This window comes from Polyangium sp. y55x31 (assembly GCF_029946505.1).
Taxonomy (GTDB): domain Bacteria; phylum Myxococcota_A; class Polyangia; order Polyangiales; family Polyangiaceae; genus Polyangium.
Map to the genome: position 1 here is coordinate 59084 of NZ_JARZHG010000038.1, position 12270 is coordinate 71353.

At 69.7% G+C, this 12270-nt stretch carries 9 protein-coding genes; 1 reads left to right on the forward strand and 8 read right to left on the reverse strand.

What is annotated here, in order from left to right; genetic code table 11:
- Nucleotides 1-569: 569 nt before the first annotated feature.
- On the reverse strand, nucleotides 570-1256 hold the full coding sequence (locus tag QHF84_RS40500) for a hypothetical protein (RefSeq protein WP_281318930.1): 687 nt from the start codon (nucleotides 1254-1256) through the stop codon (nucleotides 570-572).
- A gap of 182 nt (nucleotides 1257-1438) precedes the next feature.
- Between QHF84_RS40500 and QHF84_RS40505 the strand changes: the two genes are divergently transcribed.
- Nucleotides 1439-3886 carry a tetratricopeptide repeat protein gene (locus tag QHF84_RS40505; RefSeq protein WP_281318931.1) on the forward strand — a complete coding sequence of 816 codons (2448 nt, stop codon included), beginning with the start codon at nucleotides 1439-1441 and terminating at the stop codon, nucleotides 3884-3886.
- 307 nt (nucleotides 3887-4193) lie between these two features.
- On the opposite strand, the gene QHF84_RS40510 is transcribed toward QHF84_RS40505, so the two are convergent.
- From QHF84_RS40510 to QHF84_RS40540, 7 genes are all read right to left on the reverse strand, one after another.
- Nucleotides 4194-4592 (reverse strand): hypothetical protein, encoded by a 399-nt coding sequence (locus tag QHF84_RS40510; protein WP_281318932.1) that lies wholly within the window; start codon nucleotides 4590-4592, stop codon nucleotides 4194-4196.
- Nucleotides 4593-5093: 501 nt separating this feature from the next.
- Complete coding sequence (locus QHF84_RS40515; protein WP_281318933.1) at nucleotides 5094-5954, reverse strand: hypothetical protein; 861 nt, start codon at nucleotides 5952-5954, stop codon at nucleotides 5094-5096.
- Nucleotides 5951-7498, reverse strand: coding sequence for a serine/threonine-protein kinase (locus QHF84_RS40520; RefSeq protein ID WP_281318934.1), 1548 nt, complete (start codon nucleotides 7496-7498; stop codon nucleotides 5951-5953). The genes QHF84_RS40515 and QHF84_RS40520 overlap by 4 nt, the downstream gene beginning before the upstream one ends.
- A gap of 211 nt (nucleotides 7499-7709) precedes the next feature.
- The gene (locus QHF84_RS40525) at nucleotides 7710-8513 is read right to left on the reverse strand and encodes a hypothetical protein (protein ID WP_281318935.1); all 804 of its coding nucleotides are present in this window, start codon (nucleotides 8511-8513) and stop codon (nucleotides 7710-7712) included.
- A 315-nt stretch (nucleotides 8514-8828) separates the two neighbouring features.
- On the reverse strand, nucleotides 8829-9599 hold the full coding sequence (locus tag QHF84_RS40530) for a hypothetical protein (protein ID WP_281318936.1): 771 nt from the start codon (nucleotides 9597-9599) through the stop codon (nucleotides 8829-8831).
- Nucleotides 9600-9884: 285 nt separating this feature from the next.
- Entirely contained in the window at nucleotides 9885-10613 is a 729-nt protein-coding gene (locus QHF84_RS40535; RefSeq protein ID WP_281318937.1) for a hypothetical protein, read from the reverse strand.
- Nucleotides 10614-10666: 53 nt separating this feature from the next.
- Nucleotides 10667-12247, reverse strand: coding sequence for a flavohemoglobin expression-modulating QEGLA motif protein (locus QHF84_RS40540; protein WP_281318938.1), 1581 nt, complete (start codon nucleotides 12245-12247; stop codon nucleotides 10667-10669).
- Nucleotides 12248-12270: the final 23 nt, after the last annotated feature.

Here is a 12270-nt window from a genome sequence, read left to right on the forward strand (position 1 = left end):
GCTCACGCATCTTGCGCGGGTCCGCCCCCCGCCGCCAGGCCGCGGCGGGGGTCTTCGAGCACTCTTTGCCCCAACGGGGCCCAGAGGCAGCGGGCGCCACGTCTCCCCCTATCACCGGACGAAGAGCTCGCCCTCGACGACGACCCGAAGTGAGGTCCGGGCACTCCGGATGGTCATGGGGAGGCCCCAAAGCCAGGTCCCCGCGGTCGGCAGCGTCTTTGGGGAGGCCCCAAAGCCAGGTCCCGGCGGCCGGCAGCGTCTTTGGGGAGGTCCCAAAGCCAGGTCCCGGCGGCCGGCAGCGTCTTTGGGGAAGCCCCAAAGCCAGGTCCCGGCGGCCGGCAGCGTCTTTGGGGACGCCCCAAAGCCAGGTCCCGGCGGTCCGCAGCGTCTTTGGGGAAGCCCCAAAGCCAGGTCCCGGCGGCCGGCAGCGTCTTCGGGGAGCCCCCAAAGACGGGGCCCCGCGGCCGGCATCGTCTTCGGGGAGCCCCCAAAGGGAACGGGGGGCCGTCCGCAGGGTGTTTGGGCATCTCGCGTGCCACTCCCGCCCCCTGCGGAGGCATCACGCCCTGTCAGGGCTGCGCGGGCCAGGCGCGGACGAACGTCGAGAAAAACGGTAACGCGTGCGCGGAGGGGTGAGGATCCACCTGGGTATCGACGCCGCTCCGCGTGCTGGAGAATTCTCCCTCCCACACGACGGCCCCCGTCGTCGTATCCACGAGCGAAACCTTCCCCGAGAGCGTGGATTCGACGGTATTGCCCCCCATGCTCCCCGCGCCGTGCACCGCCTGCTCGTAATGCAGACGCGACAGGACGAAGTATCGCGCGTCGAGGGCGCTCTTGAGCTCGGCGAGCCGGCTCGGGTCGGTGCCCCCCTCCTCGTAGACACGCAGGAACTTGGCCTCCTCCGCGAGCGCCCCCTGGAGAGCCCGATCATGCTCGGCGTTGCTCGCGATCGGGATGTCCTGGCGATTCTGCCGGGTCGCGCGAATGAATTGCGCGGCCATCAGGGAGCGCTCCCTTGGGCCCACCTTCTCGGTGTCGAACTTCACGGGCATGATCGTGATCCTGCCCGTGACGAGGTCCTTGGAGGTCAACGCGGGATCCGCGCGGAGGATCGTGGGTTTCCAGGCGCAACCCGCAATGGCCCCGAGCCCGAGCACGGGCATCGCGGCGATGAAGAGCATCGAAGCCGCGCGCTTGAGGCGACCCAGGTATGTCGACGACGGAGCCGAGCTCGCGGAGCACATTTCGTTCAAGGAAAACTCCCCATCTCTCGGGTCGAGGGATCGAATGATGTGTACCCTGTCAAACGACGCTACCGGGCAAGGCGGGAGGGCGTCAAGCAGACGCCGGTTCCGCCCGCCACCACCCGCAGACCCGAACAAATCGCTTGACATTCGCCACCTGAATCCTTCGCTCTCTCCGAGAGGTCCCGCTGATGCCGATGAACCCCGTCCCTTCCGAAGAGCTCTGGCAACGTTTGGCCCAAGGAAAACACACGGCCCTCGTCGGGGCCGCGCCCCCCGAGCCGCCCGCGTCGCTCGGCGCCTGCGTCGTGCGCGTCCGTTGCGACGTCCCGCAAACGACGCTCGGTCCGCTCGCCGACGCGCGCGCCAAGCTCGAGCGCCTTCTCGGCGCATCGCAGCCGCTCTTCGCAGAGGCCCGTGATCGCGTCGTCTCGGGCCTCAGGCGCCGGCTCCTCGGCGAGATGCCCGGCCAGGCCGAAGGCGCCGAGCTCGTCGAGCTCGCGAACCGCTTCGCCGTGGAGAGCGGTCGCCCCGCGGTGCTCGTCTTCGAGGCCGTCGACGCCGCCGACGCACCCACGCTCGAAGCGCTGCGCCTGCTCGTCATGCGGAGCGGCTGGCTGAAACTCCCGCTCCTGCTCTGTTTCCGCGCCGAGCCCACGGGCACGGCCGCCTCGCTGCTCGATGCGCTCGCCACGGCCGAGGGGCGCGAGGCAATCGTGCGTCCCGCCGCCGAAGCCGTCGAAGCCGCCGAAGCCACGTCGCCCGAGCCGCCCCCCGCCGCGTTCACGCTGCGCGATCTGCCCGCGGACGTGCTGCGCGTCCTGCGCGCCGGGGCGACGGTGGGCTCGGGCTTCGAGGTGGGGCTCGTGTCGGCGCTCGTCGGAAAGAGCCCGCTCGACGTGCTCGACGTGCTGCAACGCGCAGCCGATCTCGGTGTGCCGCTGGAAGACCGCGGCGAAGGTCGCTTCCACCTGCCCGAGCCAGTGCTCGCGGCGCTGACGAGCTCGACGCTGCCGTCGCTCTCGAACGCATGGCACCGGATGCTCGCCTCGATGCTGAAAACGGAGGAGGAGATCGTCCCGGAAGCGCCGATCGCCGAAGCACCCGCAGAGCCGGTGATCGCGGCCGCGTCCGCTGCCGATGCCGCTGCCGCGCCCGCTGCCGCGCCCGCTGCCGACGCCGCTGCCGCGACCGCTGCCGACGGCGCTCCCGCACCTGCGCCGGAACGGCCCGCGCGCACTCCGGGCGCTCCGCCGTACGCGGACCTCTTCGACAAAGCCGAGGCCCGCGAGCCCGAGCCCGAAGCCCCAACCGCGGCCGACGACGAACCCGCCCCGACCGGAGCCCCCACGGACACCGCCGCCGCCGACACCGCCGACGGCCCCGCGTTCGCCTGGATCGGCAGCCCCGCACCCGCACCCGCCACGCCCGCGATCCGCCCCGAGCCCGTACGCGCCGCCCCGCCGGATCCTCCGCAGCCCCCGCCCGATCCCCCCCGCGCCCCCGCGCCCCCTCCACGCGGCGACGACGCGCGCGCCGCCGGACACCTCGCCGCCGCCGGCGAGATCGAAGCCAGCATCGAGCGATATCGCGCCGCCGCCGAGAAGGCCGCCGCAAGAGGCGCCTTCACCCAGGCCCTCGCCCACGGCAGCCGCGCCCTCGCCCTCCTCGAAAACCTCCCGCCCACGCGCGAGCGTCGCGTCCTCCGCGTCCGCCTCCTCGTCGATCTCGGCCGCCTCCAGTGGCAAGCCGCAGGCCCCGATCCCGCCTTCACCCTGCGCCGCGCCCTCGCCGCGCTCGACGCCGCACGCGCCGCCCTCGGCGACGCCGGCCCCGCCGAGCTGCGCACCGAGATCGCCGTCCTCATCGCGAGCGTCTGCTACGACCTCGGCGACATGCGCTCCCTCGAGCGCGCCGAGGCCGAGCTCTCCCGCGAGAGCCGCGCCCTGCTCGACGCCGGCGACGCCCTCGGCGCCGCGCGTCTCCTCAACGACCAGGCCGCCGTCTACGTCCGCATGGGCGACCCCGTGCGCGCCGTCCACCTCCTCACGGAGTCGCGCAACGTCTTCGAGCAACGCGCGCCGAACGATCCCGTCGCCATCCTCGAGCTCGCCGAGACGGATCACCTGCTCGCGCGCATCCCGCTGACCGTCCCGCCGCGCCCCGGCCGCGAAGTCGACGCCCTCAACATGGGCATCGATCACGCGCTCGCCGCCGAGCGCACCTACAAGCGTCTCGGCGCCGCCCGCGAGCTCGCACGCGTATGGGAGACGCTCGGCCGCCTCGAGCACAAGAAGGGTCGCCTCGACCGCGCCGCCGAGCGTCTGTCCGCCTCCCTCGAGCTCGGCCAGAAGCTCGGCGACATCGTGGGTCTCGCACGCTCAGCCGCCGCGATGAGCGAGGTCCTCGCCGCAAGCGGCCGCTTCCGCGACGCCTTCGGTCTGCTCGGCGACTCGATCGCGCTGAACCTCGAAAAAGGCTCGCTCATCGGCATCGCCGAGTCACGCCGCGCCTTCACGGAGCTCCTGCGCAAAGCCCCGCGTGATCCAGGCGTCGAGGAAGCCGCACGCGCCGTCGCCAAACGTCTCGCCGAAGCCGACGCAGTCTTGCCGCGGATCGAGCTACCAGGTTCGAGGTGACGGCGGAGAGGTGTTCCATGGCGTAGCGCCGGGGTTTCACCCCGGACCCGACGAGGGGCTGTCCGCCCCTCGACCCGGACCAGCGCAAGCGCTGGACCTTTGATGCATCGACCGCGATGCGGTCGATGCACAGGCGCATGGGGTTTCACTCGCGACGCCTGTGGAACACCTTCCAAGGGGACTAGCAGCCTGTGGAATCATCGTCGCGAGCGCCCCGAAGCTAGGGCGACGGAGCGAGGAATCCTGAAGGATTTCGAGCGATGTCGACCGACGATTCGGGGCGCGCAGCAGATAAGTCCACAGGCTGCTAGCGGAGTGTCACCCAGACCTTCACGGTCTTGCCCGTACGCACGTCGACGATGCCCAGCTTCACCTTCGTGCCGCTGGACAGGCCTTGCAACCTGCGGGCAAGCCCGTACTGGTCCAAGACCGGCCGATCATTGACGGACGTGATGATGTCACCCACCTCGGCGATGTAGGTCCCGCCTCCCACGATGCTCGTTCGCAAGAGCGGGCTGAGGAAATGAAGGCTGCGAATTTCAGCGCCCGCCAGGCCAGGCCTGGCACTGGAAGCGAAGTCAGCGCCGAGGGCATAGTTGCTGGAGGGCGGGATGATGATATCAGCCCGCGCCGTCGCCGACGGCATCACGAAAACACCGCTAGTCGCCAGCGCGAACGCAAACGTCATGGGCCTGATGAATCGCATGATTCCCCCCTTTCCGGCGCGATCGCGGCTGCGCCCCCTACGCGGCGCGCATTCCACATCGCGCGATCACACGTATTCAATGCGTCCACGATGTATGCGCGTCAACGCAGGAGCCGGGGAAATTGGCTTGACAAATGCGCGTCGACGGCGCCGAGGCCGACGCGGATTCGCTGGGGCTTTGCCCCAGACCCCACCGGGGCTATCCGCCCCTGGACCCGGACCAGCGCAAGCGCTGGACTCGGGGTCGATGAACTGCGCGATGCGCAGTTCATCGAACGCGCCAGGTCAAGACAGGCGACGACGTTGCCAGCCGAGACCGCAGCGCTGACGGTTCCAGCTTGAAACCGACCTCCGCGGTCTTGCCACCGGCCCGCTGGAAAAACTGCGCATCGCGCAGTTTTTCCACCTGAGGTCCAGGGCTTGCCCTGGTCCGGGTCGAGGGGCGGATAGCCCCCGCGGGGCCCGGGGCAGCGCCCCGGCGAAGCGCTCCAGCTCAGCCTGCTAGAACGACCCGCCCGCCACGATGCCGCCGCCGCCTGGCAAGAACCACGGTGCGACGGCGGTCTTCTTCTCTTCCGCGCCCTTTTTCCCGCCGCTCTGCGTCACCACGAGCACCACGCCTACCGCTGCCGCTACGCCTCCGCCGATCAGCATGATGTCGCCGACCGTGGCGAACGTGTTCGACGACTCGATGTCGTCCTGCGCTGACGAACGACAGAGCTGCCGACCATCCGCCGTCTTTCCACACACGACCGACTCGTCGGGCCTTTTCGCTGCGGCCAGGATGTCGAGCACGCCGCCGCCGATCGCCACGGCCCCGCCTACGGCCGCGAGGATCACGCCTGGCATGAAGATCTTGCCGCCTTCGCGCTTCGCTCGCTCGTCGGCGTCGCGTTTGTCCTTCTCGGCCTTCTCGGACTTCTCCTTCGCGTCCTTGTCTGCCTTCTCCTTCGCGATGCGCTCGTCGAGCTTCGCGAGCCGCGCGTCGAGATCTGCGTGCTCCTCTGGCGGCGCGGCTTCACGCCAGCGGCCGAGGTATTCGCGCGCCTTCTCGGCCTTCCCGAGCCGCTCGTAGGCGTTCGCGATGCTCTCGAGGATCAGCTCTCGCTGCGAGAGCTCGTAGGACATTTCCCACACCTCGATCGCCTTCTCGTAGTCGCCCTTCGTGTAGAGATCCTCGCCCTGCTGGAACAGGCGCTTGGCCTCGACGAGCTTCGGATCGTTCTTGTTCGGCGGCTTCTTCTTCGCCGCTGGCGCGGACGGCGCTGGCTTCTTCGCCTGGGCCGAGGCCTCGGGGCTCGCGACGAGGAAGGACAAACCGAGGAGCGACGCCGCGACGAGCGGCATGGAGCGACGGATCATTCGAAGGGACTCCGGATCTCCGACCTGCGGCCCGTTTTGCTGGTGGTCGTGGGCGGCGGCGCTGCCGTACGAGCGGGCCCCGGTGATGTCGTGCGCGCCTGCGTCTGTGTGGCCGCGGGCGTCGTCGTGGGCGTCGACGTCGGTGCAGACGCGGCGGAGGTCGCGGGCGGCGTCGTCGGCTCGGTCGTCGCCGTCGTGGCGAGCGCTTGCGGCGGCGACGCCGGGATCACGCTCGCGCTCGGGGCGGGCGCCTCGGCGCTCGACGCGCTCGCGCTCTCTTGCGAGCTTCGGCCTCCGCGCATCACGGCGAACGCGAGCACCGCGCCGATCCCGCTCATCGCGAGCGCTGCGACCACGAGGGACACGAGCACGGCTGCGTTGCGCTTCGGCGGCGCCTTCGTCATCCCCGTGGCGGACGTGACGAACCCGCGCTGCGTCGCGCCGCTCTCCCCCATCGGCGGCGGCGCCTGGCTCGGCGTCGCTGCGGGCATCGGCATGGGCACGTTGCCCGTCGAGATCCGCGCGTAGTTCCCGGTCGCGTAGGACGCCTGCGCCTGACCTTGGGGGTTCGGGACGGGCCAGCCTTGGCCTGACGACTTCATCGCGAGCGCGCGCAGCTCCCGCGACACCTCGGCCATGCGTTGCGGCCGCTCCTCGGGCCGCTTCGCCATGCAGCGCAGGATCACGGCTTCGAGCAGCCCGTCCATCGCGCAGAACCGGCTCGGCGGCTCCGGCGCTTCCATCGCGTGCCGCGTGATCACGCCGATCGTCGACTCCGCGGTGAACGGCAGCCTCCCTGTGAAGGCGCGGTACATCATCACGCCGAGCGAGTACACGTCGGCGCGGTGATCCACGCTCTCGCTGCGCGCCTGCTCGGGCGCCATGTAGTGCGGCGTGCCGAGGATCATCCCCTCCTCGGTCAGCTCCGACGAACCGCTGTGCAGCACCTTCGCGATCCCGAAGTCGAGGAGCTTCACGAACAGCGGATCGCCGTTCTCCTGCACGAGGAACACGTTGTCCGGCTTCAGATCGCGGTGGACGATCCCGTGCGCGTGCACGAGCTCGAGCGTGTCGGCGATCTGGATGAACACGTGCAGGAGCTGCGCTGGACCGAGCCTCGACTCGCGCATCGCGCGCGCGAGATCGAAGCCTTCGAGCAGCTCCATCACCACGTAGAACGGGCCGTCGGCGAGCTGGCCGAAGTCCGTCGTCTCGATGATGTGCCGGCTCTTCAGCGCGTTCGCCGTCTGCGCCTCGCGGATGAAGCGCGCGAGCACGCCCTCGTTTTGCCCGCTGCGCGGCGGACGCAGCACCTTCATCGCGAACGCTTTGCCGACGACCACGTGCCGGCAGGCGTAGATCGTGCCCATGCCGCCGTGGCCGAGGACGCGCTCGATGCGGTAGCGCCCGTCGACGAGCTGCCCGACGAGCTGCTCGGCCCGCAGCGCCGCCGTCTTGTCCAGGCTGACGAGCTTGATCCCGTCATCCTGACAATGCGAGCGCGCATCGGGGTACTCGCGCGAGCACGCGGGGCAGATCCTCACGGGGAGGATGATGCCACCGGGGCGGACGGGAGCGGAAGGGGAAAGGAAGGAAGGGCGGGCGCGGGTGGAGAGGGCGGCGGACGCGGACCGGGGACGGAAGCGGTCGCAAAGGGGATGGACGAAAGGAACCGGGCCCGATCGGCCTCCGAGGAGACCGACCGGGCCCGTACGTTCACGTCACGAAGTCAATGCGTCAGAGCCACCTGGCCGCTCACCAGTAACGGCGGTGATGACGGTAGTACGGGTAGCGGCCGTAGTAGCCGCCGTAGTACGGGTAACGGCCGTAGTAGCCGCCGTAGTACGGGTAGCGGCCATAGTACCCGCCGTAGTACGGGTAGCGGCCGTAGTAGCCGCCGTAGTACGGGTAGCGGCCGTAGTAGCCGCCGTAGTACGGGTAACGGCCGTAGTAGCCGCCGTAGTACCGGTGACGGCCGTACCACTGGTTCGAGAGCGCTTCCTGCGACTCGCCGGTCGATTCCTCGGCCAGGCTGAGCTCTCCCTCACCGGCGGCCGTCTGGCCCGCGATCTCCTCGTGGCCCGGCACCTGGCTCTCTTCGATGCTCTCCGCACCCGCGACCTGCCCGCTCTCCTCTGCCTGCCCGAGCGCCGGCTGCTCCGCGGCCTTCTCCTGCGCCGGGATCGGGGCGGCCTTGCTGAAGCCCTTGCCGAGGCCCTGCGCGAGGCCCTTGCCGAGCCCCTTACCGAGGTTCTGCTCGAAGCCCTTGCCGAGGTTCTGCTCGAAGCCCTTGCCGAGCCCCTTCTCCAGGCCCTTGCCGAGCATGCCGCGCAGGACCTGGCCGCCCATGGGCAGGTTCTCGCCGAGCTGGGTGCCCTGGCCCGTCGAGATCTCCGACGTTCCGCTGATGTGCCCCTTGGTGATCCCCGCGCCCTTCTCCACGTTCGCGAGCGCGCTCTCCGTCTCGTCGAGATCCCCGATCTCGGCCGCGCAACCCGTCATCCAGACGCCCGCGGACACCGAGAGAATCAGCGCCGCGATCTTCGACACGTTCTTCATACGAACCTCCCCCTGTTTCCACTTCGCAGCGGCCTTCCTCCCTCGCCGCGAACAGCAATCCGTTCGCATTCGGCGAGAGGCTCCGACCACAAGCGAATTCCTTTGGCCGGGGCGGTCCGACGTCGAGCGGTCTCGGCACTGGAACGTGCGGGACGCGTGTCGCCCCGCGGGCTCGAAAAAGACGAGGTACGGAGCAGGCTCATTTGCTTGGAAATGGTGGAGCGTGAAAATGAAACAGGCCCGATCGAACTCCGAGAAGTCCAACCGGGCCCGTAAGGTCACGTCATGCGCTCGGTTCGGCGAGATCCCGAGCTCTCACCAGCAAAGGCTGCCGTAGCCGCCCCAGTAGCCGCCGCAACCGCCCCAGCCGCCCCAGCCGCCCCAGCCGCCCCAGGGCCGACGCCAGCCGCCCCAGCCCCAGCCACCACGCCACCCGGGGCCGTACCAGCCACCACGCCACCCGGGGCCGTACCAGCCCCACCACTGCGTCGAGAGCGCCTCTTGCGACGACGCCGTATCGCCCTCTTCCGCGGCCTGACCCGCGCTCTCCTCGTGGCGGAGGCCCAGATCCGCGCCCTGCCCCTCGCTGTCGAGCGCCTGGTTTTCCTCGAACCTCTCCTGGCCGCCGATCTGGCCGCCGACCTGCCCGCCGACCTGCCCGCCGAGCTGACCGCCGGCCTGGCCGCCGACCTGCCCGCCAATCCGGCCGCCAACCTGACCGCCGGCCTGACCGCCGGCCTGACCGCCGGCCTGACCGCCGGCCTGGCCGCCGGCCTGACCGCCGACCTGACCGCCGCCGATCTGACCGCCGAGCCCGCGCTCTTCCGTCTGCGTGCCGCCCGAGACCCGCGCGCCCTTGCCGAGCATGCCGCCCTCGAATTGGCCGCCGCCCAGACCCCGCTCCTTCGAGATGCCCGAGATCCCCGCCTGGCCGCCGCCGAGATGCCCCTTGGTGATGCCCTTGCCCTCGTGCACGTTGGCGAGCGCGGAATCGGTATCCTCGTTCGCATCACCGAGCTCGGCCGCGCAACCGGTCAGCCAAACGCCGGCCGACGCGGACAGGATCAGCGCAACGATCCTCGACACGTTCTTCATACGATCCTCCCCCTGTTTCCTGTTCGATGAGGTCGTACCTACGCGAAAAAGAACACACATCGATGTGTCCGCTCGCGCAAAGGTCCGACCCCAAGCGAATTCATTCGGCGCGGGCGCTCGGACGTCGAGCGGTCCGTCGATGGAACACACGCCGTGGGCGTTCGCCCGACACAGGGAAAAGCCTCATGGGAGGGCCCCTACGGGCCGTGCCGATGCCCCTCCCGCGCCGCGCGGGCCACGTTTTCAGGGCCGCGCGGCGCGGGCGCGGAGACAGTCTCAAAATATCTGGTTCGAGAATCGGAAGAGCAGCATTTTCGGCGCTGCGCCCTCCGGATCGAGCACGATGACTCCATCCTGGGCCGCGGTGTTCCGATGCACCTTGTGCGCGCTCGCCCCGCCCGAGCTGTGGGCGTACACGCTGACCTTCTCGCCGAGCGGGATCACGTCGGCGATCATGTCCGAAAGCGTGGGCATGTCGTACGCCGTGAATTCTTCCGCCTGCACCCCGAGGTCGTTTACATAATCGAGGGAAACTCCGGTATGCCAGCCTTCCTCCCACGCCGGGCCGGGCATCACGTGCGTGGTTTCGAGGTATCCCACGTTCGGATCCCCGAAGCTCGACAGCACGTTCACCACCATCCGATACGCCTGGCCGTCCATCATGACCTGCACGACCACGTGGTCGTCGTTCGGCATGGCGCATTGCGTATCGGTCGGCTTGACGATGGCGAGCACCGTTCCATCGACGCGCCCGAACGCGCTCGTGAGCGCGTCGCCGAACGTGTCGGCGCAATCTTTCGCCTTGTCCACGGGCGCGCCGCCGGCGCCGCCTTCGCCGCCCATCCCGCCGCCGCCGTCGCCCCCGCTGCCGCCGGCGCCGCCCGTGCCCGTGCTCGACGCACCCGCGCCGGCCGTGCCTCCCGTCCCGCTGCCTTCTCCACACCCAACGAGCGCGACGCAAAGAAGCGCCACGCTCACCCCGTACATCATCGTCCGCGTTCCCATGTCCTGTCCTTTTTTCTTGACAGGGCCGCGGCTTTATGCCGTATCGCGCCGCGCTACAGCGCCATCACCTTGCTGTAGTGCTCGGCGATCGCCGTGGCCCCGAGCCGTGAGAAGAAGGACGAGTAACACATCCAGATCGCGAGCCCGTTCATGTCGTCGAAGAGCGGCGGCAGGTACGGCGGCGGCTTCACGATTCCGTCGGTGACGTGGGCGTAGAGCACCGGCACGTCCTCGTGCGCCACCTTTCCCACGAACAAGAACGGGATCAGCGCGGCCTTGTCCTGCTGGATCGCGGCCCGCATGAACGCGTAGTTGAGCACGATCCCCTTGCAGTAACAGGCGTCCTTCGTGAACGGCCCGCCGCCTTCGAGCAGCCCGCCGCGGAAGACGCGGCGCGCGTTCTGGAAGCACTCGTCTTCCTCGTACCCCTCGGTCCGGTACCACTCGAACACGTCGAGGAAGCTCGCGCCGTCCTCGGCCTTGTCGACGGCGAGGATCCGATCGTTCAGCTTCTTCGCGCGCCGCGGCGACGACCGGAACGTGAAGATCTCGACCAGCGCCGCGAGCCCCTCCTGCACCGCCGTCGTCCGCGGCGGACCCTTACCGAGCCAGCGCGCCACGGGCTGCGCCTGCCCGTTCAGGTTCGTCGCCACGTGCACCCAGCCCTCGTGCGCCTCGAGGATGTCGATGTCCCGCGTCGAGAACGTCGCGCCGCTCCGGATCTTCACGTAGTCGCTGCCGGCCGCCGCGTCCGCGAGGATCGAGTCGTCCACCTGCACGCGGATCGCCGCGCTCCCGAAGAACCGATCGAAGCGCGCGTTCAGCTCCATCGCCGCCATCTCGGCCGTGATCTCGCGCCGCTCCGGGGGCCCGAGCTTCTCGCCTCCGATCGCCGTGAGCACGTCGTAGAGCACGATCCCCATGTCGCGCACGCTCGTTTGACCGTCGGGCAGCTTGTCCTTCGGCGACCCGTAGAGCACCCGCGACAGCTTGTAAAAATCCCGCTTCCCGCGCGACTTCAGCATCCGCACGACGTCGCGGTACTCCGCCGCGGTTTGCCGCAGGATCTGCCCGAGCCTGTCGTTCTTCCCGAGCTCGCGCTCCGCGTCGCGCAGGATCTCCTCGAGCTCGGCGATCTTCGCGTCCGCGTCGAAGCCGAGGTCCGAGGCGTACGTCACCTTCGGCAGATCACGCTGCTTGCCCCGGAGAAACTGCTCCTCCACCGCCGACTCCCAGCGCAGCGCCTGCAGGATCCGGATCGGCCGCTGCGCCTCCAGCACGCGCTGCGAGAGCTTCGCCAGGATCTCCTTGTACGAGCGCCAGGGCCCGGCCGCGGGCGGCGGCGGCACCGACGGGATCGGATCGTCACGAAGGCTCAGCGACTCGAGCGGCGCCGTCGCGGCGTGCTCCGCGACCTGCCCTTTCGCCGAACCGTTCCCGTTCCCGTTCCCGTTTCGTTTTCCCGGGCTCGACGGCCGTTCCGGCGGACGCTCCCGCTCTTTCGAGGGCTCCTCGGCAAAGTCCTTGGCTTCCCGGCCCTCTTCCGCCTCGGCGGGGACGAGGGGCGGCGGCGGCACGGCGAACGCGGCGACCTCCCGCGGCTCTTTTTCGCGAGGCTCCTGCTTCGGGGGCATCACGATGATTGTCACACAGTTGG

Coding starts and splice junctions, on each gene's coding strand:
- QHF84_RS40505 (WP_281318931.1), top strand. CDS start 1,439: ATGCCGATGAACCCCGTCCCTTCCGAAGAGCTCTGGCAACGTTTGGCC.
- QHF84_RS40510 (WP_281318932.1), bottom strand. CDS start 4,592: ATGCGATTCATCAGGCCCATGACGTTTGCGTTCGCGCTGGCGACTAGC.
- QHF84_RS40515 (WP_281318933.1), bottom strand. CDS start 5,954: ATGATCCGTCGCTCCATGCCGCTCGTCGCGGCGTCGCTCCTCGGTTTG.
- QHF84_RS40525 (WP_281318935.1), bottom strand. CDS start 8,513: ATGAAGAACGTGTCGAAGATCGCGGCGCTGATTCTCTCGGTGTCCGCG.
- QHF84_RS40535 (WP_281318937.1), bottom strand. CDS start 10,613: ATGGGAACGCGGACGATGATGTACGGGGTGAGCGTGGCGCTTCTTTGC.
- QHF84_RS40540 (WP_281318938.1), bottom strand. CDS start 12,247: ATGCCCCCGAAGCAGGAGCCTCGCGAAAAAGAGCCGCGGGAGGTCGCC.